The following is a 24233-nucleotide window of genomic DNA, read 5'->3' as shown; positions in this document are numbered from 1 at the left end:
ATTCTTGCTTTACTACCTTTGCCCGAAAAACTTATGTTTGTACTCAACGAAACAAATGTTTTTCGGGTTTGTTGCACTCCTGTGGATATGCGTCAGGGTATTCTTCGCCTGTCCCAATTGGTACGTAGCAATGACTTCAATCCTTCTGATGGTGTTGTCTACGTTTTCTACAATCGATCCCGTAACCGAATCAAATTGCTGCACTGGGAACGCTGTGGTTTTGTCGTCTATCATAAACAGATGGTACAGGGTTGCCTGAGTCCTAAAATCATACGGGCGAGAACTGGATTTTATGAACTTCGCTGGGACGAACTGGTACTCTATATTGAAGGTATAAATCCTAATTGCTACCGAAGAAAAAGATACAACAAATCTTAGTATTTTCTTGCCAGTGTCAGATATTTTTCGCACCTTTACATTGTATAAAGAACTGATAATGTAATGGATATGCCTTATTGCACAATGACATCTGACTACCATTCTCTCACTCGGGAAGCTGTTGTTAAACTTCTTGAGCAAAGGGATGCTGAGCTTAAGGTTAAGGATGCTGAGCTGGAACAAAAGTCCCGTCGTATTCTTGAACTTGAGCGCATGGTATTTGGCAGGCGCAGCGAGAAACGCCTGCCTGAGAGTGCAAGCGACTGGACGGGTACGCTTTTTGACGAGCAGTGGGCCAAAGAGGGTTCTCTGGCTCGGGTAGAAGCCCTTCCCATCATCAAGGAGATAAAACAGCAGTCCGGACAACGCAGGTCATCACGCCGTGTGAGCCGCCCTTCCAGAAAGGGTACGGCCTACGCCTCCTATGTTCCCGAGAACATAGAGCGACAGGTGACGGAGATATACCCAGAGGATTATGATGCTGAGCGCATGGCTATCATCGGACATGACAGAAGTGAGCATCTGTGTCTGCGTCCCTCATCCTTTTATGTCAGGGTAGAAGATCGTGTCATCTGCCGCCTAAAGGAAGCCCGGCCAACGGATGCGAAGGTCGACATCCTGAACGCCCCCTTGAAAAAGCAAGCAGTGGATTGTTTTGCCGACGCTTCCCTGCTCGCCGAAATCATCACCGCCAAGTTCGCCTATCACCAGCCCGAGTATAGGCAATGTGAAAGATGGAAGGAACTGGGCGTGAACATCCCCACCTCAACCGTCAACAGCTGGGTTCACAATGCCGCCGATGCACTTTATCCACTTTACAAACTTCAAGTAAGACAGATCCTGCAAAGTTCTTACCTTCAGGTTGACGAGACCAGCGTGCAGGTTGCCGACCGCAAGGGAAAGACGCGCAAGGGATACCTGTGGGGCGTGCGTGACGCCATGCACTCCCAGGGTGTGTTCTTCCATTGGAAGGACGGGGCGCGGTCGGGCGCTGTGGCAAATGAACTCTTCAAGGGCTACCAGGGTGCCATACAGTCTGATGGGTATGAGGTCTACAGCAGGTTTGAGAACGTTCAGGGCATCGTGCTGTTAGGATGTATGGCACATGTGAGACGTAAGTTCGAACATCTGGCGACTGACGATAAGAACGCCGCCCATATCATCGAAACGATAGCCACGCTTTATGAGTTGGAGGAAAACCTCAAACACAAGAAAGCACCACCCGAGGAAGTGGAGACAGAACGAAAGGCTAAAGCTTACCCCATTCTTAAGTATTTGGAGACCTATATGTTGGATGTACACAAACAGTACACCCCAGGCGAAGCTATGGAGAAGGCGCTGCGTTATGCCTTCGCCGTATGGATACGCATAGGTAGGTATGTGCAGGACGGACGCTTCAACATAGACAACAACCTTATGGAACAGGCCATTAGGCCCATCACGCTTGGAAGAAAGAACTACCTGTTCTGTGGTAACAATGAGGGAGCGGAGAACAACGCCATCTTCTATACCTTCATGGCATGTTGCAGGGAAGCAGACATAGAGCCATACAAATGGATGAAGGAAATCCTTTCAAAGCCCCTGCCCGATATGACGGAGGAGGAACTCACGAAAATGCTACCTTCAAACTTCAAATAACAAATAACCCTTATATGCTGCCAGACGTATAAGGGTTATTTGTTGGTGTGAAAGTCGGCTAATATTGGATGCTTACAATATAAAGAGGTCTTACTCTCACTATTATCCTAAAGTAGATACAAAAAAAGTGCGACTTTATCTGCAATCCCTGCAGTATAAGTCGCACGTCTGTTATAAGAAATGTATAATATTTAGAAGTCTATAGTATTTATTTTTTAGAAATCAATATCTAATCCTACACCAAATACTTTATTAGTACGTGTAAAATCTTCTGAAACATTGACCTCAACAGGTTTACCAGCATTCATTGGTAGCTTAGTATCCTTCTTGAAATGTTCGTAGTCTGTAAGGAAGTAACCCACATTCAAACTAGCATTCTTCATAATCTTAAACTTTGCCCCTATACCGTAGCTAACACTACTTGTAACAAAGCTTATATCAGAAAGGTAAGCACCATCACCAAGTCCGTAACGTGTACATTGTACACCACCACTCACAGTAATAGCAGGAGTTATATCCCATTCTACTCCACCCATATACTCGCGCGTGTTACCAGATAGCAACTTTTGCTTATCTTTATCCATACGAGCATCTTTATCAAAGTAGTAATTGAAGCTGGCAAGTAGTCGAACATTCTTAATACCAGAGTATTGTCCACCAATAGCAAGGATAGCTGGAAGATCGCCCGGGGTGTTTACACCCTCTTTAAACATACCTGTATTATCAACCTTTATCTGGTTTTCAAGGTTCAGACGTGTAGGAAATTCATACTTTGCAGCAACATTCCAAGGACCACTCTTATAGTCAATACCTATAATCGCTGTGATACCCCAACCCTTCTGAGTATTATCAAGATACTTATCGGCTACCTTTTCTTTATATCCTTCTAGCTGCTTTGCAACTGCTGTATACTTAGCAGCTTCAGCTTGAAGCTTTTCTTTCTCTGGAGACTGTGCTGCTTTTGCCTTTGCAGCTATTCCTTCTGCAAGTGCTTTTAAGCCTTTTCCCTTTGCATCAAAGTAAGGATATAGTTTTTCGTTTGTTCCCTTAATATTTGCTGTAATGTCGGTGAGATGTCCTTCATACGTATTGTAGAAATAATTAAAACGTGCACCACCATACACTGCCAAATGCTCATTGATCTTATAAGCAGCACCTAACTGCACACCAAAATCGTATTGCTGACCGCTCATATAAGCATTGTAGCTATAGCTAGGTGAAGTTGTTTTTGTATCAGGATTACTAGCAAGAAGGATAGGAATCATAGCTATATTACGCTCAAAACTTCCCAAGCCATCGCCAAAAGTAGCTTTACCACCGCCACCTACAACACCAAAGCCAAACTGAAAGCTCCACTTATCTTTATTGTATGCTGCCTGAATAGTTGGGAAAATAGGCACAGCAGCTTTAGCTTTAAATGTTTTTGCACCATTCGCATCACCTCCATTTAAGATAAAAGGATGCTCAAATCCTAGCGGCTTTAAAGCAGGAATGGTCATTCCTGTTGTAACAGTACGTGTCTGATAAATGTTTTGAACACCTAAACCAAGGTGAAAACCGTCTGATAAAAAGGCTACACCAGCAGGATTAAAATAAACACCATCAATACCAATTGCACCATTTCGTGCAAGAACACGTAAATAAGAAATACTTTGATTGGTATTGGTTAACAATCCACCTGCGTATGAAGTGAGTGCTGTTGCTAGCAAACCAATAGTTGCAAGTACTTTAGTTTTCATTTGTAAATTGTATTATCCTTATAAAACTTTATGTTTATTATGGGTGCAAAGGTAATCACATTGTTCTAAAAATCCAAATTATTATACTATTTTATACCCTCATTTACCGTAGAAAATATTTTGAGTTCACAGAATGAAAGTATATAAAGTGCTTATATAAAACACATTAAGGCGATTATTTCGTTTCTGAAATAATCGCCTTGATTTATATATTTGGGGTAAGAGTTATGGCTCTTTAGCTTGAGCAGCTTCGTTTTTAAGCTTAGGATATTGTATTCTAGTATGATAAATCGCTTTTAGTCGTTCTATCAAAACACTCTTAGCAGTAGTAATATCAAGGAAAGTTATAGGAGCATCATTAAAGCTCCCTTGTGCTACTTGCCCATCTATTATTTTATTAACAAGTCCACTTATTGACTCTTCCGAGTATTCAGTAAGAGAGTGCGAAGCAGCTTCCACACTATCACTCATCATCAAGATAGCTTGTTCTCGTGTAAAAGGATTAACCCCTGGGTATCTAAAAGGAGCAACATCTACCTTCTCATCAGGGTGTTCATTTTGATAATGAATATAGAAATATTTAGCTATTCCTGCACCATGGTGAGTAGAAATAAAATCTTTTATCATACTAGGAAGCCCATTTTGCTCTGCAAGTTTCAAGCCATCGGTAACATGGCTGATGATGATGCGTGCGCTTTCTAAATCGTTAAGCTTATCATGTGGATTAACACCAGCCTGATTTTCTGTAAAAAAAACAGGGTTAATCATCTTACCTATATCATGGTAGAGCGCACCTGTACGCAAGAGTTGTGCTTTCGCCCCTATCTTATTGGCTATTTCTGCTGCAAGATTTCCCACCGTGATAGAGTGCTGAAAAGTACCCGGAGCAGTCTCACTGAGTTGGCGAAGCAACTGATTATTGGTATTAGAAAGTTCAAACATAGTAACAGTAGAGATGAAACCAAATGTTTTTTCAATAACCAACATCAAAGGATAAGTAAACAACAAGAAGATACCATTTATAGTAAGATGGAGGTAAATAAAATGATCAAGCTGCGAAACATTATCAGCCTGAATGAGTTGTAATGCTAAATACATAGCTGCAGAACCAAGCGTTACCACCAAGGCCGTGATGAATATTTGGCTTCTCTTCGATAGTTCACGCAAGGAATAGATAGCTATTAAACCTGCTGCGAACTGTACTACTATAAATTCATATTGATATTTCACCGCCGCCGCTGCTATCAATATCATCGTGGCATAGGTGATAAAAGCCGTACGTGAGTCGGTAAAAACACGCGTAAAGATGGCTGCCATTGTAAACGGAATGATATAAACACTAAAGATAGTGTGTTCCATCATTAACGATGTTATAATAGGGAAGATAGCTATCGTTACATAAAGTAGCCCTAATGCACGAGGTTTTCCAAAATAATCTTTACGGAAAAGCGTTAAATAAAGCGTGAAAAGCAATAGCAAAATGAACACATAAAGCATTTGCCCTATCGTCGTTAATAACACTTCGTCTTGTGAGGCATTACGCTTTTCCATAGCTTGTTCAAAAGAATCAAGAATGCGATAAGTTTTCCCATCAATAATATCACCACGATCTATGATACGTTGTCCCTCTAAAACCATACCCGAAGCTTGTGGCAAAAGACTCAACATATCACTAGCTTCCGTCTCACTTCTATCTTTATCGTAGATAATATTGGGTTCAATATAACTATTCAAGTTACATTGTTGCAATGCAGCACGATAGGGAGATAGCTGCGGATCCATAAAAATTTGCTCATAAGCTTCAGATGTAGGATACACTGTTTTAAGAGGAGTACTCACAGCTTGCTTCTCTGCAACAACACGTATAAGCATACTTGTGTCCTTTGAGAGACGGTTATACTGCTGTGGATCCATCACACCTACTGAATAAATCTCATGAAAACGTTTGATGACAACATCAGTAAGGTTAGCAGGTACTCCGGGGATTCCTCCCTTATACGCTTCTTTAAAAGCCTTTATATTTTTATCTTCGATGCTCTTTTGCCTATAGTAATAGGGTTGAAAATGCTTTAAAATAGAGTCGCGTTCTTGCTTTATTGTCTCTTCTGTCTTGAAAATAGGAAAATCAAACTTAGCTATCAACTGCCCATAAAGCCATGGTTTTCCCTCCTCATAATGGAATAATTTGCCTTTATTTTTAGGCAAAAAGAAAGAAATGAAGAGGGTAACTCCCACCACAAGCAGCATTCTTATAACAAAGTTACTCCAAGAATTGTTAGTATTATATTTGAATTTTATCATATAAGTCGGTCTTTTCGATTACGATTACAGTATGCGAAAATACTAAAAAAATGGCATATAGTCGAAAAAAAACACTAATTTTGCACAAATTATTAATAATAGAACAATGTCTGAAAGAAGAGTAAGGGTGCGTTTTGCACCTAGTCCAACAGGTGCTTTGCATATCGGCGGTGTGCGTACCGCCTTGTATAACTACTTATTTGCAAAACAAAATGGTGGCGATTTGGTATTTCGTATAGAAGATACCGACTCGCATCGCTTTGTCCCTGGCGCAGAAGAATATATCTTAGAGTCGTTCAAATGGCTTGGAATACAATTCGATGAAGGTGTTAGCTTTGGTGGCGATAAGGGACCTTACCGTCAGAGTGAGCGTCGCGATATTTATAAAAAATATGTCGATGAATTGCTCTCAGCTGGCAAAGCTTACATAGCTTTCGATACTCCAGAGGAGCTAGAAGCCAAACGTAAAGAGATAGAAAACTTTCAATACGATGCTCATACACGTGGTATGATGCGCAACTCGCTCACCCTTTCAGAAAGCGAAGTAAAAACTTTGATAGAAGATGGCAACCAATATGTGGTACGTTTCAAAATCGAACCGGGCGAGGAAGTACATGTAAACGATATGATCCGTGGTGATGTCCGTGTCAAAACAGATATCCTTGACGACAAAGTGCTTTACAAAAGTGCTGACGAATTGCCTACTTATCACCTTGCAAACATTGTAGATGACCACTTGATGGAGATTTCTCACGTCATTCGCGGTGAGGAATGGCTGCCTAGCGCCCCACTTCATGTACTGCTTTATCACGCATTTGGCTGGGAAGATACTATGCCAGCGTTTGCCCATTTACCACTATTATTAAAGCCAGAAGGTAAGGGTAAACTTAGCAAACGTGATGGCGACCGTCTTGGCTTCCCAGTATTCCCATTAGAATGGCACGATCCTAAAACCCACGAAGTTAGCTCAGGCTACCGCGAAAGTGGCTATTTTCCTGAAGCTGTAGTCAATTTTCTTGCTCTTCTTGGCTGGAATCCTGGTACCGAACAAGAAATGTTTTCTCTTGAAGAACTAGTAAAAGCATTCGATATTACTAAGTGTTCAAAGAGCGGAGCTAAGTTCGATTACAAGAAAGGTATGTGGTTCAACCACGAATACATTTTGCAAAAGTCGGATGATGAGATCGCTAAACTCTTTGCACCTATCGTTGCTAATAATGGTATTGATACTACAAAGGAGCGTATTACACAGGTAGTTCACATGATGAAAGATCGTGTTAGCTTTGTGCAAGAACTATGGGATCTTTGTTCGTTCTTCTTCATTGCTCCAACCAGCTATGATGAGAAAACGACTAAAAAGCGTTGGAAAGAATACTCTGCTCAACAGATGACCGAGCTTGCCGATGTGCTTGAAGGTATCGAAGATTTCACTGTTGAGGGGCAAGAGCCTATTGTCATGAAGTGGGTGGAGGAGAAAGCATACAAGCTAGGCGATGTGATGAACGCTTTCCGCCTCACCCTTGTGGGCGAAGGTAAAGGTCCGGGCATGTTTGATATTTCAGCTTTCCTTGGTAAGGAAGAAACCCTTGACCGCATGCGCAAGGCTATAAAGACTTTAGGCTAAGAAAATTATTATCATAGAAGAGACGGCAGCAGATGTATAACATAATTATGTATCTTATCCAGTTTGGTATTGTAGTGGGGAGCTACTTTAACAAAAAACTGCGAAAGATGTTGGACGGTGAGCGTGAAGCTATAAAGCAAATACGTGAGAAAGTCGATCCTGATGCGCAATACATTTGGTTTCATGCAGCCTCGTTAGGAGAGTTTGAGCAGGGACGTCCCCTTATCGAGAAAGTGCATAAGGAGCATCCTGAATATAAAATCCTCCTAACTTTCTTCTCGCCTTCTGGCTACGAAGTGCGTAAAAACTACACTGGAGCCGACATTATAACCTATCTCCCTATCGACACTATTACCAATGCTCGTGCCTTTCTTCGTGCCATTCGCCCTGTAATGGCATTCTTTATTAAGTACGAGTTTTGGTATAATTATCTACACATTCTTCAGTACCGCGGTGTTCCCACCTATAGTGTTTCTAGCATTTTCCGCCCAAATCAGATTTTCTTTAAATGGTATGGACGCAACTATGGTAGAGTTCTCCAATGCTTTACCCACTTTTTCGTGCAGAACGAAGAGAGCCAACAGCTCTTGGCAGGTATAGGTTTTAAGAACAGTACTGTAGTAGGCGACACGCGCTTCGATCGTGTATTGCAAATAAAAGAAGCCAGTAAGCAGTTGCCTATTGTAGATAGTTTTGTACACATTCACGAAGAAAAAAAGCCACTTACCTTTGTAGCTGGTTCTTCATGGCTCCCCGACGAGGCTATTTTCATTGAATATTTTAATACGCATCCATCATGGAAACTGATTATAGCCCCACATGTTATAGGCGAAGATCATCTCAAACAAATCATCTCTTTATTAAAAAATAAGAAAGTGGTACGCTACACACAAACCACCGAAACCGATGCTGCTAATGCTGATGTGTTAATCATCGATTGCTTTGGCTTGCTCTCTTCTATCTATCGCTATGGCGAGGTGGCTTACGTGGGAGGTGGCTTTGGCGTAGGTATTCATAATGTGCTTGAGGCTGCTGTGTGGAGTATACCCGTAATATTTGGTCCTAACAATGCCCATTTTGCTGAAGCTCAAGGATTAAAACATAATGGTGGTGGATTTGAAATCCACAATCTTGAAGATTTCAGTAAATATATCCAACGGTTTGAAGTCGAGACTAACTTCCGTCTTGAACGTGGCATTGCAGGAGGTAAATATGTAGCAGCCCTTGCGGGAGCATCCAATAAAGTATTAAATAATATTCAGCTATGAAATATCAAATAACGTGCGACAACTGCGGTTCTAAGTTTGTAGTAGAGGCTGAAGAAGGCGCTACCATAGAGTGTAAATGTCCCAATTGTGGTGGCATTATGGAAATTACCTTACCACTAGTAAGTCAGGGGCAAGAGTATATTCCTAATCAGGATGCTTATCATGAAGAAGCTTACGTTGCAGCTTCCGAAGAAGAAAGCCCCCACAGTAACAAACACCTTTGGATTTTAGCAGTAATATTGGTGCTTATAGCTGCTAGTGCTGGTGTATATTTCAGCCTAAGTACAGCTGAAGCTGATCAACCCGTGCAACCACAAACTACCGTTATGGACACTATTCCTTACGAGCAACCTCAAGCAGAAGAGCCAGAACCAGTAGTGCCTGACACTGTGGAAACAGCACCACAAACTGCGCCTCAGGAGGAAGTTGCGCCAGAGGAAGATAAGCAAGACTATCCTACCGACTCTATCTTTGGTGAAGACCATCTATCAGAAAATCATACTATTAACTAGTAAATAGTAGTCATTAGCTTATCCAGAGGCAGGTCCCAAAAAGATTGTACTGCCACGTAAGGCTAACTATTTCAGAATAATAAAATAAGAAAACATACAATGGGAAAAATTATTTTAACAGGCGACCGTCCTACAGGTAAACTCCACCTCGGACACTATATCGGTTCGTTGCGTCGTCGTGTCGAACTACAAAACCTTGGCGATTACGACAAAATGTTTGTCTTTATGGCAGACGTTCAGGCTTTAACAGACAATGCTGACAACCCTGAAAAAATTCGTCAGAATATCATTGAAGTAGCACTCGACTATCTATCTGTGGGGTTAGACCCTGAAAAATGTGTGCTTTATATTCAGAGTATGATCCCTGAATTAGCCGAACTAACCACTTATTTCATGAACCTCATCACGGTAAGCCGTGTACAACGTAACCCAACGGTGAAAACAGAAATTAAGATGCGCAACTTTGAGGCTAACATCCCTATGGGCTTCTTTGCTTATCCCGTATCGCAAGCTGCCGACATCGCAGCTTTCAAAGGCACTACCGTACCTGCTGGCGAGGATCAAGAGCCTATGATAGAGGTAACACGCGAGATAGTACGCCGCTTCAATCAGGTGTATTCTCCTGTCTTAGTAGAACCTACTATTATGTTACCACAGAACGCCACAGCACGCCGTTTGCCCGGTACCGATGGTAAAGAGAAGATGAGTAAGAGTCTAGGCAACTGCATTTATCTATCCGATGATGCCGACACTGTTTGGCAGAAAGTACGTGGTATGTACACCGATCCTACACATGTCAATGTTTCCGACCCTGGACATGTAGAAGGCAACGCAGTATTTACTTACCTTGATGCCTTCTCTACCGATGAAGATTTTGCAGAGTTTTGGCCAGAGTTTGCCAACCTAGAAGAGTTGAAGGCGGCATATTCTGCTGGTGGCATTGGTGATATGAAGTGTAAGAAGCTATTGAATAGTGTTCTCAACAAGATGTTAGACCCTATCCGTGTTCGTCGTCATGAGTTTGAGCAAGACATCCCAGAGGTATATAACATATTAAAGAAAGGTAGCGATGTAGCTCGCGCAGAAGCAGCCAAGACTATGGACGAAGTACGTGCTGCAATGCAGATCAATTACTTCCACGATGCAGAACTTATCCGCTCTCAGTCTGAACGTTTTCGTGCAAAATAAGGAGCGTTGAGACTGAATAATGTTGAAATTCTTCAAAATCACATTTTAGCTATAGTCTTTATTTCACGGCATTATAAGTGTCTGGAAATAAAGCAGATAGAAACCGAAAATAAAAGGTCATCTTTTGCCTAGCGAAAGGTGATGTTTTGCTAATTAAAGGGGGAGCTTTGTCCGATACATTCTTCTAAATGCTTTGGCTATTTCTTAAAATATGCTACCTTTGCATAAGGTAGGTTGCACTCGGGAATTTGCAAGCACGCTTGCATTGCGTTCGTTTGCACTACCTTTGCATACGGTAGGCTGCACTCGGGAATTTGAAAGTAAACTTTCCATTCCTCTCGTTTGCACTACCTTTGCAACTATAAACAAAGCAACTTAAAACCAAATAATATGAAGAGAAATATTGCAAACAAAGTCTTTGTGGGCTGTTGCACACTAGGCATAATGATGCTGGCAAGCTGCGCCAAAGAAGGCTTTCATATTGATGGCACTATTGCCAATGCCAAAGATTCGATACTTTACCTAGAGCATAATGGCTTGGAAGGTATCGCTAAGGTCGACTCTGTGAAGCTCGACCAGTTGGGAACATTCTCGTTCTCGGGTGATAAAGCTGATAATCCAGAGTTTTATCGACTTCGTATTGCTGACCAAATTATCAATATTGCGATCGATTCGACAGAGCAAATTGGGGTGAAAGCCACTTATCCCCAAATGGCTACCAACTATACTGTGGAGGGTTCTGCTGATAATGAAAAGCTAAAGGAATTGGCTTTGAAGCAGATTAATCTTCAGAGTCGTTGTCAACAACTTTTGGCACAACGCCCAGAGATAGCCGACTCGCTTATTAGCGCAATGCTTGTCGATTATAAGCGTGATGTTACCACCAATTATATTTTCAAAGCACCTATGAAGTCGTATAGCTACTTTGCTTTGTTCCAATATGTGGTCATCAATAACCAAGCAGTGTTGATTTTCGATCCTTCAAAAGATGCTAAAGACACTAAGGTGTTTGGAGCTGTTGCTACTAGCTGGGATACTTATTTCCCGGGTACGCTGCGCACACAGAACCTTCATAACATTACGATTAAAGGTATGAAGGATGAGCGCATTGTAAAAGCACAGCAGAAACCTATTGAGATAAAGGCAGAGGAGCAAGGGGTAATAGATATTCCTTTGCGTGATAACACAGGTTTGGAGCGTCATCTAACCGACTTTAAGGGACAGGTGGTATTGCTCAATTTCCACGTTTTCGGAGTAAAGGGATCAACGGAATATATCATGCACATGCGCGACTTATATAACAAATATCACAATCGTGGATTAGAAATATATATGGTTTCGCTAGACGAAAACCAACATTTTTGGAAGGAACAAGTGGCTAATCTGCCTTGGGTAAATGTGTATGACGATAAGGGTGTGAGCCAGGCTTACACTGCACCAGCTACCACCTTGCCTATTATTTACCTCATTGATCGTGGTAATAACATTGTGAAAAACCCTTCACAAATTAAGAACTTAGAAGCAGAAATAGAAAAACTTTTGTAGGGGCTTTGATAGCAATTAAAGCCCATAGCTTTGATATAAAAATACGAAAGGGATGCCATTTGACATCCCTTTCGTTATTATAATGATTGAAAAAAATAAGCAGCATTGTTAGCTTCTTGTTGATTTTTCCCTTACTACTTTAGCTTTATTCTTTGCCAACTCTTATTACAACGCCTTTAGCATATCCCTTTAAAAACTCTTCAACCATGCCTTTAGCTCCATCATCATTTCTTCATGATAACGAAAACCTATCTTGCTACCCCAGCCATGACCACCACCGGGATATACGTGGAGTGATGCACGCACATCGTTGCGATAAAGTTCGGTGTAGTAGTTTACACCGTTTGCAGGTGGCACAGTGTTATCATCGTCGCACAAAACAATGAATGCGCGTGGGGTAATACGCGTAACATTAAGGTCGGCACTATATAGCTTTTGGTCGCGTTTATTGGGGCGATGCCCAAGGAAGTTTTCTAAACTGCCTGCGTGTCCATAGCCTTCCATCATAGTGATAACGGGATAGAAGAGAATTTGGAAGTTAGGTTTTGCTTCGCCTAGAGATTTTGTTGCAATGGTAGCAGCAAGGTGTCCACCTGCCGAGAACCCCATGATACCAATGTCGTTGCGATTGATCTTCCAACCTGTAGCATTGAGGCGTACCATTTTAATCGCTTGTTCGGCATCGTCGATAGGTATTTCGGGGTGTCCGTGAGGTAAACGATACTTTAGTACAATGGCAGCAATACCTTGGTTTTGGAAAAATTCTGCCCAGTCGTATCCTTCTTTTTCCATAGAGAGCGAAGCATATCCACCACCGGGGCAGATCACGACGGCACGCCCTGTAGCGTCCTTTTCTTCTGGGAGATAAACACGCACCTTAGCCGAGTCGGTAGGGTCTGGGCTAGTGTGGGCAGGTTGTCCATTATATAAGTTTATATCAAATGAGCGTTGAGCGTGGATAGATAGTGCTGCAATTGTTAGTCCTGTTATTAAAAAGAGTTTACGAAATTTCATCTTATGTCTTATTTATTTTTGGCAGAGCAAATGTTTTCTCTTACGCTGTGGATCATATTTTTATCTCATTTATGCCCAATATAGAGTAAATGGTAAAGAGATAAAAGCAGGGGAGAGAATGCTCTGTGTAGAGGTTATTCGTTTACAAAGATAAGAAAAAGTTTGATTTATAGTGGTTTATCTATGATGTTTTTACTATTTTTGCAGCAGTATATAACATTCAATACGATGCTTAAACGTATTTTAATATATAGCGTTAAGGACTTTAATAGTTTGTAAATGGTACATATATTAGATAAATTTCGCTACTGTCCTGTATGTGGTAGTGAGCATTTTCTGCCACAAAACGAGAAAAGTAAGCGGTGTAAAGATTGCGGCTTTGAGTATTTTCTCAATCCTAGTGCTGCTGTTGCTGCCTTTATATTGAATGATCAAAATGAGCTACTTGTAACGCGAAGAAAGCGTGAGCCTGCAATGGGAACACTCGATTTGCCAGGTGGTTTCTGTGATATTGGAGAAACTATAGAAGAGGCGTTAGTGCGTGAAGTGATGGAAGAGACACGCCTATTAGTGAAGGAATTATCCTTTTTCTGCTCATTGCCGAATAAATACCTATATAGTAATTTTATGGTTCCTACGCTTGATATTTTCTATATTTGTAGGGTATCTAATCCCGAAGAAATGGAAGCTCATGATGATGCTGCCGAAGTTTTGTGGTTGCCTATGGAGCAAATAGACGAGCATGCCTTTGGACTAGCATCTATAAGTAAGGCTGTAGGATTATTCAAGCAAAAACGGATTGAAAACTTAAAAAAGTAGAAATAAACTCTATTTAATAAGGTGTAACGGAAAGTTTAACTAATTTTGCGCCCTTGAAAAAACGTATAAAGTAGATTATGCAAGATAATTTGGTTATAGTAGAGAGCCCTGCTAAGGCAAAAACTATAGAAAAGTTTTTAGGAGATGACTTTAAAGTGATGTCGTCTTATGGTCATATTCGCGACCTAAAGAAGAAAGAATTGAGCATTGACCTTGACACATTGACCCCTAATTATGAAATTCCAGAGGAGAAAAAGAAGGTGGTTAGTGAGTTGAAGAAGAATGCTCAAGCAGCAAAGAAGATTTGGTTGGCATCCGATGAGGATCGCGAAGGTGAGGCTATTAGTTGGCATTTGTGTGAAGTTTTAGGCTTAGATGAGGCTAAAACTAGCCGTATCGTGTTCCACGAAATTACCAAACCTGCTATTTTAGAGGCGATCAACAATCCACGCCACTTAGATATGAACCTTGTTAATGCGCAGCAAGCTCGCCGAATACTCGATCGTATCGTTGGTTTTAAGCTTTCGCCAGTGTTGTGGCGTAAGGTAAAACCATCTTTGAGTGCTGGTCGTGTGCAAAGTGTGGCGGTGCGATTGATCGTTGAAAAGGAAAGAGAAATTCAGGCTTTTAAGTCTGAAAACTATTATAGAGTGAATGCAATCTTTACCGTTGATAATGGTAAAGAAGGCAAATCTGCTGAGGTAAAAGCAGAGTTGAACAAGCGTTTTAGCACACATGAGGAGGCTATCGCTTTCCTTGAAAAGTGTAAAGATGCTCGTTATGAGGTGGCTTCTATCTCAAAGAAACCATTAAAGCGTACACCTGCACCTCCATTTACTACTTCTACACTACAACAAGAGGCTGCTCGTAAACTAGGTTTCACGGTTAGCCAAACCATGATGGTGGCGCAACGTTTGTATGAGGCAGGTCGTATTACCTATATGCGTACCGATAGTGTAAACCTTTCTACACTTGCTATCAACACTTCTAAGGCAGAAGTGGAGAAGCTATATGGAGAAGAATATAGTAAGGTGCGTCAGTATCACACAAGTAGTAAGGGAGCTCAAGAAGCTCACGAAGCTATTCGTCCGACCTATGTGGATAATCAAACCATAGAGGGAACAGCACAAGAGCGTCGCTTATACAACCTTATTTGGAAGCGTACCATTGCTTCACAAATGGCTGATGCACAGATCGAAAAGACCACTGTTAATATCAATGTAATGGCAAATGGATCATCAAGTCCAGAAGAGTTGCTATTTATTGCCAATGGTGAAGTGGTGGCTTTTGATGGCTTCTTAAAGGTGTATCAAGAATCGAACGATGATCAAGCAACAAGTGAAGAAGATGCCCATACATTGCCAACGATGAAGGAAGGCGATGTTCTTAACCGATTAGAAATATCTTCGACAGAGCGTTATTCACAAGGACCTAATCGTTATACTGAAGCTAGTTTAGTACGTAAGCTTGAAGAATTGGGCATTGGACGACCATCAACTTATGCTCCAACCATTTCTACTATACAGCAACGTGAATATGTAGAAAAGGGCGATAAGAAGGGCGAAGAGCGTAGCTATAAGATTGATCAGTTAATAAACGATACAATAAAGTCGACTGAAAAGACTGAAATGGTGGGGGCTGATAAAGGTAAACTCATTCCTACCGACATTGGCATTGTGGTAAACGACTTCTTGATGCAGAGTTTTCCAGAGATTATGGACTATAACTTTACGGCAAAGGTAGAGCAAGAGTTTGATAAGATTGCTGAAGGAAAAGCTGCTTGGGACAAAGAAATGAAGGCATTTTATCAAGACTTTGAACCAAAGGTGGAGGAAGTTATGAATGCACGTTCAGAACATAAAGCTGGCGAAAGAGAGCTAGGCATTGATCCAAAGACAGGCAAACCAGTGTTTGTTAAGATAGGTCGTTACGGGCCAGTAGTACAGATAGGTGCTGCCGATGATAAGGATAAACCACGCTTTTCACAGCTTCCCGCTGGTAAAAGTATGGAAACAATGACACTTGAAGATGCTTTGGAGCTATTTAAACTGCCACGCAATCTTGGTCAGTTTGAGGCACAAGATGTTGTAATTGGTGCTGGTCGTTTTGGTCCTTACGTAATGCATAAGAAGAAATATGTATCTGTTCCTAAGGATCAAGATCCGCTAACCATTACGCTTGATGGAGCTATCCGCCTTATTCAGGAGAAGCGTTTGCAAGAAGCTAAGCGCCATTTGAAAGCCTTTGAGGAGGATACAAAGCTCGAAGTGATGAATGGGCGTTATGGTCCTTACATTGCTTATGATGGTAAAAACTATCGTTTACCAAAGGCATTACATGAAAAGGCAGAGGAACTTACTTACGAACAATGTCTTGATATCGTAAAGAATGCACCTGAGCCAAAGCGTAAAAAGAAGAGTGTTTAAGATAAACAGATACGAAAGCAATAATGGCAGAACCCCTCTGTTTACAGCAAAAAGATAAGGAGAATGCGAAGAAAATACCTCTTCGTATTCTCCTTATTGGCTATATGGGGGCAGGAAAAACAACAATAGGTAAGGCTTTATCGGACGAGCTGCATATTCCTCTCTACGACTTAGATTGGTATATCGCAACGCGTATGCACAGCACTGTAAAGCAGCTTTTCGATGAACGAGGAGAAGAAGGCTTCCGAAAGATAGAGCAAGCCATGTTACATGAAGTGGCAGAGTTTGAACATGTTATCATAGCTTGTGGTGGAGGCACCCCTTGTTTTTTCGATAATATGGACTATATGAACCGTCAAGGAGCTACCGTTTATCTAAAGGCATCGCCCGAAGTGCTGTATGCTCACCTTAAAATGGGTAAGACTGTACGCCCGCTTCTGCTTAATAAGACAGAAGAAGAGATAAAGCGTTTTATCATAGAACAAGTTTCAGAACGTGAAAAGTACTACTTAAAAGCAAAGAATATACTAGATGTTAATATTCTTAGTACCTTTGCACAAACTAAGGTGGCAGTAGCTAATTTGCGGGCATTATTAGGAATATAGATAGATTTCCGATATAGATAATTTACTAAGTGAAGTATATACAATATTAAAATGAAGAAGTGGACGATAGAAGATTCTAAAGAACTTTATAACATTAATGGGTGGGGTACATCCTACTTTGGTATCAATGAAAAGGGCGATGTGTGTGTGTCTCCATGTAAGGATAACACAGAAATCGACCTCCGTGATGTTATGGACGAGTTGGCTTTGCGCGATGTAGCACCTCCAGTGTTACTGCGTTTCCCTGATATTCTTGATAATCGCATTGAGAAAACCGCATCATGTTTTGATAAGGCGAAGAAAGAATACGATTTCAAGGCAGAGAATTTCATTATCTATCCTATTAAAGTAAACCAGATGCAGCCCGTTGTAGAGGAGATTATCACGCACGGACGTAAGTTTAATCTTGGGCTGGAAGCTGGCTCAAAACCTGAACTTCATGCTGTTATCGCTGTGCAATGTCAGAGCGATTCGCTTATTATCTGTAACGGATACAAGGATCAAAGTTATATCGAACTTGCCCTCTTGGCTCAAAAAATGGGTAAGCGCATCTTTATTGTAGTGGAAAAGCTCAACGAAATAGAGGTGATTGCACGTGCTGCAAAGAAGCTAAACGTGAAGCCAAACCTTGGTATTCGTATCAAGTTAGCTTCTAGTGGATCAGGAAAATGGGCAGAGAGCGGTGGCGATGCTTCAAAATTTGGATTGACTTCTTCTGAACTTTTGCAAGCTCTTGAACTATTGGATAGCAAAGGCTTGCACGATAGTTTGAAGCTTATCCACTTTCATATTGGATCCCAAATAACAAAGATACGACGTATTCAGGTGGCTTTGAACGAGGCAGGACAGTATTATGTCAACCTTCGTAAGATGGGGTATAATGTAGAATTTGTCGATTGTGGCGGTGGTCTTGGTGTTGATTATGATGGCACTCGCTCGTCAAGTAGCGAAAGTTCTGTCAACTATAGCATTCAAGAATATGTTAACGACTGTGTTTATACCTTTGTAGATGCTGCTAATAAAAATGATATTCCGCATCCAAACATTATCACCGAAAGTGGTCGAAGCTTAGCTGCCCACCACTCTGTGTTGGTAATAGATGTGCTAGAAACTGCTTCCTTACCAGAAATGCCTGAAGAGTTTGAGGCAAAGGAAACCGATCATCAGCTAGTGCGCGACCTATATCATATATGGGATAATATCGACAAACGTAACATGCTTGAGGATTGGCACGATGCCGAACAGATACGTGATGAGGCGCTAGAATTGTTTTCTCATGGTATGGTCGACTTAAAAACACGTGCAGAGATAGAGGCAATGTACTGGAGTGTATGCCATGAAATCAATAGTCTTGCTAAAACAATGAAGCATGTGCCTGACGAGCTTCGTGATATGGATAAGTTGTTGGCAGATAAGTATTTCTGTAATTTCTCGCTCTTTCAGTCATTACCCGACTCATGGGCTATCGACCAACTTTTCCCAGTTGTCCCAATCCAACGATTGAATGAACGTCCAACGCGTAATGCCACGCTTCAGGATATTACCTGCGACAGTGACGGAAAAATTGCCAACTTTGTGGCTGACGGCAAGAGTAGCCATGTGCTTCCCATTCATGCTTTGAAGCGTAACGAGCCTTACTATCTTGGCGTGTTTTTGGTGGGTGCGTATCAAGAAATTCTCGGCGATATGCACAATTTGTTTGGCGATACCAATGCCGTTCATATTTCAGTGAAGAATGGCGACTACCATATCGATCAAATTTTTGATGGTGAAACCGTAGAGGAAGTGCTAGAATATGTACAGTATAACCCTAAAAAGCTTGTTCGTCAGCTCGAGATATGGGTAACGAAAAGTGTCAAAGAGGGGAAGATCTCTATCGAGGAAGGTAAAGAGTTTTTGAGCAATTATCGTAGTGGACTTTATGGTTATACCTACCTTGAGTAAGCTAAAGATATGATAACGAGGAGAATATAAAGGTGGTGGTGGGAAAGATCCTACTACCATTTTGTTTTTATAGAGATGTGAATAAGAGTTAAATATTCACCTTTCTTCTCCTCATCTGTAACTTTCCCCTGTAACTAATCGTCATTTAAATATACAAGATGAAGAAAATCAGTTTCCGAAACGATGTCTTACCGTTAAAAAATGAACTTTATAGGTTAGCCCTTCGAATAACAATGAGTAGAGAAGAGGCGGAAGATATTGTGCAAGACACACTGATAAAAGTCTGGGATAAGCGATCTGATTGGGGCGATATTGGCTCCATCGAGGCTTACAGCTTGCGCATCTGCCGTAACCTATCACTTGATAGAATCAAGAAAAAGGAGAACAACAATGATTTGTTAGATGAGAGTTCCTTTGCTTTGCTCGCTTCTACTACCTCTCCGCAAGATAAGATGATAGAAAAAGATCGCGTTATGCTTGTTCGCGAAATCGTAGCTTCACTACCCGAAAAACAGCGTAGTTGTATGCAGCTTCGAGAGTTTGAGGGAAAGTCTTACAAAGAGATAGCAGAAGTACTTAATATCTCTGAGGAGCAAGTTAAAGTGAATATCTTTCGTGCCAGACAAGCTGTAAAACAATTATATTTGAAATTAGACAATTATGGATTATAAGTACATAGAACAACTTTTGGAACGCTATTGGCGCTGTGAAACTTCTCTTCAGGAAGAAGAGATCCTTCGCTCATTCTTCGCTCAGGAGCGTGTACCAGAAAGTTTGTTACCATACAAGTCGTTGTTTAGCTTTGTGCAAGAAGAAAAGGACGAAAACGTTCTTAGTGATAAGTTCGATGCTAAGATCTTATCCCTTATTGATGACGAACAGCCTGTTAAGGCAAAGGTCATCACAATGCGTCAACGCTTGGCACCATTGTTTAAGGCTGCTGCTGTAGTGGCTATTGTGCTTACATTAGGTAATGCTATTGGCGGTGCTTTTTCTGCACAAGACGAAGCTGCTGTGCCTGCAAGTGTGGCTAATGCAAACAAAACATCGGAAGGACCATCGGTTGCTAAGGCTGACTCGCTTCATCGTGATTCGCTCCAGCATAATATGTCAACAAGCCCTTCTTCGATTACAAAATAGGAATTTTTTCTTTGATTTTTCTATAGAATAATTATTTTATTAAAACACAGAGACCGAAAGGCTCACCCCTCAAAAAGAAAATCTTAACGTTATGTTAGTGATGGCGATACTTCAAAGTGGAGTATCGCCTTTTTGATGTCTGACCGTGTTCCACAGATTACATCGTTTAAAGAAAAATATCAACAAATGTCTATTGCGTTTCGTGTTGGTAAGCTATTGCATCGTAGAACATAACCTTTTGATGAGTAAAAGGTCATGTTTTACATAGCAAAAGGTTAGCCTTTATATGGAAAAAGGTAAACTTTCGTCTCCATTTTTAATTTATTTTTGCATTGATAATAAATTATTTTATACCCTTTTTTAATTTATTTTTCCACACAAAAGATTACCTTTCATCATTTAAACGACCATTGTTTACAAAACAAGCCACCACCTATTGCCTTTTAATATACTACTTTTGAAGATAATTTTCAAATACGATGAGCCTAAAATTCACATTGAGCAACGCCTTTTATTCTAAAATTCGCATATAACATCCTAATTTCTATTAAGAACATAAGGGCATTTTTTTACTTTTGTAGCCGCTTTGAAAAAAGCAAAAAAGGAAACTTTATCCACTAAAGCCAAAAATAAATAATTGGGCAAATAAAAAAAATAAGTTTACCCCCAATAAAACAACAACAACGATGATCTTAAAAAAGAAAAAGTATGCATCACCAAGTATTGCTGTGCATAAAGTGAAAATAGAAGCCACTATGATGGCAGCATCGGGCGAAACCACTATTAACAACTCTGACCACGCATCAGGCAAGGTAATTCATGTGTATGAGCAAATGGCTTTTTTTAATTTTATTTCCTTTCGTTTTGAATAAAACGTTAAATTTTATGAAAATAGTCTTTCCTTTCAATTTAAATACCTACTTTTGTTTTAACTAATATCAAAAGAGTATTTTTTCAAACCTAAATATAAGTTTAGTAATAGTAATCTTTTTATGCGATTTAGCAAGTATCAGCATCATGTTGCACTGCTCCTAGCACTAGGGGTAAGTTCAACTGTGTGGGCGAACAAGACATCAGCCCAATTTAAGGTAGCCAACCACGTGATGGCTACACAGCAAAAGCATGTAGTAAAAGGTATCGTTACCGACAAAAACGGTGAGCCTCTTATTGGTGCAAGTGTACAAGTTCAAGGCACCTCTAACGGTGCTATGACCGACATTGATGGTCGTTTCGAGCTTCAAGCAAGCAAAGGCGATATCCTCGTAGTATCTTACGTGGGCTATACACCTAAGAACATTACCCTAGGCGATCAAACCGAAGTAAACTTTGTTCTTGAGGAAAACAGCAAGCAGCTCAATGAGGTAGTTGTTACCGCTTTGGGTATTAAGCGCTCGGAACGTGCTTTGAGCTACAACGTACAGAAAGTGGGTGGCGACCAGCTAACAGGTGTGAAAGAGGTAAATTTTGTGAACAGCCTCAATGGTAGCATCGCTGGTGTAAACATCAATGCTTCTACAACGGGTGTAGGTGGCCCTACCCGTGTTGTTATGCGTGGTTCTAAGTCGATCACGGGTAGCAATGGTGTGCTTTACGTTATCGATGGTGTGCCAATGCTCAACCCAAACAGCGGCGATGTAGGCACAGGCGCTTTTGCAGCCCAATCGGGTTCTGAAGGCATTTCCGACTTAAACCCTGAGGACATCGAGTCGGTAACCGTTTTAACAGGTCCTTCTGCTGCGGCACTTTACGGTTCGGCAGCTGCCAATGGTGTTATTATGATCAACACCAAGCAAGGCAAGGAAGGCAAGGTACAGCTTAGCTTCTCTAGCAGCAACGAGTTTATGCGCCCATTCATTTTGCCTAAGTTCCAAAACACTTACGGTAGCCGCGATGGTGCTTTCACGAGCTGGGGCGACAAGCTCGCAACCCCTTCTAATTTTGACCCTACCGACATTTTCAAGACAGGTCATAACTATACCAACTCGCTCACCCTCACAACAGGTACTAAGACCAACCGCACCTTTGTATCGGTAGCAGCTACAAACGCAGCAGGTATCTTACCCAACAACGAATACAATCGTTACAACTTTTCAGTGCGTAACACCTCCGACTTCCTGAACGATCGCCTCCACCTAGATGTTAGTGGTAGCTATATCATTCAGAAAACTCAAAATATGTATCGTGCTGGTCAGTACTATAACCCACTTGTTCCTACTTATCTTTTCTCACCGGGCAACGATTGGGGTGCTATTCAGCAATATAAGCGTTATGATGCCGAGCGCAAATTCCCTACCCAATATTGGAATTACGGCGATCAGGGTATGCAGATGCAGAACCCATACTTTATCATGAACGATATGATGACCCCTTCAAAGCGTAAGCGTTATATGTTTGCCGCTAGCTTGAAGTACGACATATTGTCTTGGCTGAACGTGGCAGGTCGTGTACGTGTGGACAATGCTACCACCGAGAGCGAAAGTCGCTACCATGCTACAGGTACTGGCATTCTATATGCAGGCGATGCTTATAAGAATGGTATGTACGCCCACTCTATGAGCCAGCAGCAACAAACCTATATGGATATTATGCTGAATGCCGACAAGCAGCTCCACCCCGACTGGCACTTAACAGCCAACCTTGGTGCATCGCTCGAAGACATTTACACCGCTAGCGTAGGCTTTGGTGGTAATATCTTGAAGGTGCCTAATATCTTCTCTTCTGATGCCCTCGATCCTTCTAATAATCATGGCTACGATAACAACTTCCGCAAGCGTGGTACTGCCGTCTTTGCAAGTTCAGAATTGAGCTATAAAGATATGCTTTACCTCACTGTTACGGGTCGTAACGACTGGAGTTCGCTCCTTGTCAACGCTAAGGAAGAAAGCTTCTTCTACCCTTCTGTAGGTATATCGGCAGTATTGAGCCGTTTAATGAAGTTGCCTAAGTTTGTTTCTTTTGCTAAGGTTCGTGCCTCTTACACCGAAGTAGGTTCGCCTATTCCTGATCGCTATCGTGGCGTAACACGCGGCACTATCACGTTAGGACTATCTAACGGTGTGCCTGCTGCACGTACCATTATGCCTTTCTACGACTTTAAGGCAGAGCGTACTCGTTCCTACGAATTGGGTTTAAACCTACGTATGTTTGAAAGCAAACTAAACTTTGACCTTACATGGTATCACTCTAATACCTACAACCAGACTTTCCCTGTAACCCTTTCAAGTTCGGCTCCTTATTCAGCCCTCTATGTTCAGTCAGGTAATGTTCAGAACCAAGGTATAGAAATGTCGATCGGTTACAATGACAAGTGGGGCGATTTCGGTTATAGTACCAACCTTGTTTATGGTCGTAACGTGAATAAGATAAAAAGGCTGGTTCATGGTTATGATACTGGTTTTGGTCAGGTTATCGACTTCAATCATATCACAACCGCTGGTGCTTATCTCCGTGAAGGCGACTCAATGAATGATGTGTATGTTACTAAGGTTATAGCACGCGATAAGACGGGCGAAATAGCAGTAGACAAAGAAGGCAACATTTCGTCAATGGATCTTCCAAATGGTGAACACTTGAAGATTGGACACACCAATCCTGACTTCACAATGGGTTGGCGCAACACCCTCACATGGAAAGACCTTAGCTTCTCATTCTTGATCAATGGTCGCTTTGGCGGTATCGTTACCTCAAGCACACAAGCCATTATGGACCAGTTTGGCGTGTCTCAGGCATCAGCCGATGCGCGTGATGCAGGCGGTGTAGTGGTTAAAGGTGGAAAAGTAATCGACCCTAAAAAGTACTACGCTGTTGTGGGTGGTCAGCAACTCACAGCTTACTATAATTACGATGCTACCAACATACGTTTACAAGAAATGAGCCTAAGCTATGCGCTTCCTCGCACATTGCTAGGACAAGGATGGCCAAAGATTACGCTATCACTCATCGGTCGCAACCTGATTATGTTCTATAACAAAGCACCATTCGACCCAGAGGTGGCAGCATCGACAGGTACATACGGTTATGGTAGCGACTACTTTAGTCAGCCTTCACTACGCAGTATGGGCTTCAGCGTAAAGGTAAACTTTTAATATCAGT

Annotated in this window: 18 protein-coding genes; 15 read left to right on the top strand and 3 right to left on the bottom strand. The window is 41.5% G+C overall.

Annotated elements, in window-relative coordinates:
- The first annotated feature begins 33 nt into the window (after positions 1-33).
- Positions 34-378: an IS66 family insertion sequence element accessory protein TnpB gene (gene tnpB, locus PREBIDRAFT_RS11135; RefSeq protein ID WP_004339067.1), complete on the top strand. Its 345-nt coding sequence runs from the start codon at positions 34-36 to the stop codon at positions 376-378.
- Between the two features lie 63 nt (positions 379-441).
- Complete coding sequence (gene tnpC, locus PREBIDRAFT_RS06500; protein ID WP_004339069.1) at positions 442-2016, top strand: IS66 family transposase; 1575 nt, start codon at positions 442-444, stop codon at positions 2014-2016.
- A gap of 215 nt (positions 2017-2231) precedes the next feature.
- Here the strand turns inward: tnpC and PREBIDRAFT_RS06495 are convergent, their stop codons facing one another.
- Entirely contained in the window at positions 2232-3755 is a 1524-nt protein-coding gene (locus PREBIDRAFT_RS06495; RefSeq protein WP_004336807.1) for a hypothetical protein, read from the bottom strand.
- 225 nt (positions 3756-3980) lie between these two features.
- A complete protein-coding gene (locus PREBIDRAFT_RS06490; protein WP_004336808.1) occupies positions 3981-6056 on the bottom strand; it encodes an HD family phosphohydrolase in 2076 nt (691 codons plus the stop codon).
- Positions 6057-6162: 106 nt separating this feature from the next.
- On the opposite strand from PREBIDRAFT_RS06490, the gene gltX reads away from it, so the two are divergent.
- From gltX to PREBIDRAFT_RS06465, 5 genes are all read left to right on the top strand, one after another.
- Complete coding sequence (gene gltX / locus PREBIDRAFT_RS06485; RefSeq protein WP_004336809.1) at positions 6163-7680, top strand: glutamate--tRNA ligase; 1518 nt, start codon at positions 6163-6165, stop codon at positions 7678-7680.
- Between the two features lie 32 nt (positions 7681-7712).
- The gene (locus PREBIDRAFT_RS06480; protein ID WP_036875509.1) at positions 7713-8948 is read left to right on the top strand and encodes a 3-deoxy-D-manno-octulosonic acid transferase; all 1236 of its coding nucleotides are present in this window, start codon (positions 7713-7715) and stop codon (positions 8946-8948) included.
- Complete coding sequence (locus tag PREBIDRAFT_RS06475) at positions 8945-9460, top strand: zinc ribbon domain-containing protein (protein WP_004336811.1); 516 nt, start codon at positions 8945-8947, stop codon at positions 9458-9460. The genes PREBIDRAFT_RS06480 and PREBIDRAFT_RS06475 overlap by 4 nt, the downstream gene beginning before the upstream one ends.
- 99 nt (positions 9461-9559) lie before the next feature.
- Positions 9560-10648, top strand: a complete 1089-nt coding sequence (trpS, locus tag PREBIDRAFT_RS06470; RefSeq protein ID WP_004336812.1) for a tryptophan--tRNA ligase — start codon at positions 9560-9562, stop codon at positions 10646-10648.
- A gap of 390 nt (positions 10649-11038) precedes the next feature.
- The gene (locus PREBIDRAFT_RS06465) at positions 11039-12193 is read left to right on the top strand and encodes a DUF4369 domain-containing protein (protein WP_004336813.1); all 1155 of its coding nucleotides are present in this window, start codon (positions 11039-11041) and stop codon (positions 12191-12193) included.
- A 189-nt stretch (positions 12194-12382) separates the two neighbouring features.
- On the opposite strand, the gene PREBIDRAFT_RS06460 is transcribed toward PREBIDRAFT_RS06465, so the two are convergent.
- On the bottom strand, positions 12383-13207 hold the full coding sequence (locus tag PREBIDRAFT_RS06460; RefSeq protein ID WP_004336814.1) for an alpha/beta hydrolase: 825 nt from the start codon (positions 13205-13207) through the stop codon (positions 12383-12385).
- A gap of 279 nt (positions 13208-13486) precedes the next feature.
- On the opposite strand from PREBIDRAFT_RS06460, the gene PREBIDRAFT_RS06455 reads away from it, so the two are divergent.
- The 8 genes from PREBIDRAFT_RS06455 to PREBIDRAFT_RS06420 all read left to right on the top strand — a co-directional run bounded on the left by PREBIDRAFT_RS06455 (position 13487) and on the right by PREBIDRAFT_RS06420 (position 24226).
- On the top strand, positions 13487-14026 hold the full coding sequence (locus tag PREBIDRAFT_RS06455; protein WP_004336815.1) for an NUDIX domain-containing protein: 540 nt from the start codon (positions 13487-13489) through the stop codon (positions 14024-14026).
- Positions 14027-14103: 77 nt separating this feature from the next.
- Entirely contained in the window at positions 14104-16452 is a 2349-nt protein-coding gene (gene topA / locus PREBIDRAFT_RS06450) for a type I DNA topoisomerase (RefSeq protein WP_004336816.1), read from the top strand.
- Positions 16453-16475: 23 nt separating this feature from the next.
- A complete protein-coding gene (locus PREBIDRAFT_RS06445; RefSeq protein WP_004336817.1) occupies positions 16476-17057 on the top strand; it encodes a shikimate kinase in 582 nt (193 codons plus the stop codon).
- Between the two features lie 51 nt (positions 17058-17108).
- Positions 17109-19001, top strand: a complete 1893-nt coding sequence (gene speA / locus PREBIDRAFT_RS06440) for a biosynthetic arginine decarboxylase (protein WP_004336818.1) — start codon at positions 17109-17111, stop codon at positions 18999-19001.
- A gap of 158 nt (positions 19002-19159) precedes the next feature.
- Positions 19160-19672 (top strand): RNA polymerase sigma factor, encoded by a 513-nt coding sequence (locus PREBIDRAFT_RS06435; RefSeq protein ID WP_004336819.1) that lies wholly within the window; start codon positions 19160-19162, stop codon positions 19670-19672.
- Complete coding sequence (locus tag PREBIDRAFT_RS06430) at positions 19662-20141, top strand: hypothetical protein (protein WP_004336820.1); 480 nt, start codon at positions 19662-19664, stop codon at positions 20139-20141. The genes PREBIDRAFT_RS06435 and PREBIDRAFT_RS06430 overlap by 11 nt, the downstream gene beginning before the upstream one ends.
- A 686-nt stretch (positions 20142-20827) precedes the next feature.
- A complete protein-coding gene (locus PREBIDRAFT_RS06425; protein WP_004339517.1) occupies positions 20828-21013 on the top strand; it encodes a hypothetical protein in 186 nt (61 codons plus the stop codon).
- A gap of 120 nt (positions 21014-21133) precedes the next feature.
- A complete protein-coding gene (locus PREBIDRAFT_RS06420) occupies positions 21134-24226 on the top strand; it encodes a SusC/RagA family TonB-linked outer membrane protein (RefSeq protein ID WP_004336821.1) in 3093 nt (1030 codons plus the stop codon).
- Positions 24227-24233 lie beyond the last annotated feature (7 nt).

The sequence above is a fragment of the Prevotella bivia DSM 20514 genome (genome assembly GCF_000262545.1).
In the GTDB taxonomy this organism is placed as follows: Bacteria; Bacteroidota; Bacteroidia; order Bacteroidales; family Bacteroidaceae; genus Prevotella; species Prevotella bivia.
This window is presented reverse-complemented; position numbering and strand designations above follow the sequence as displayed.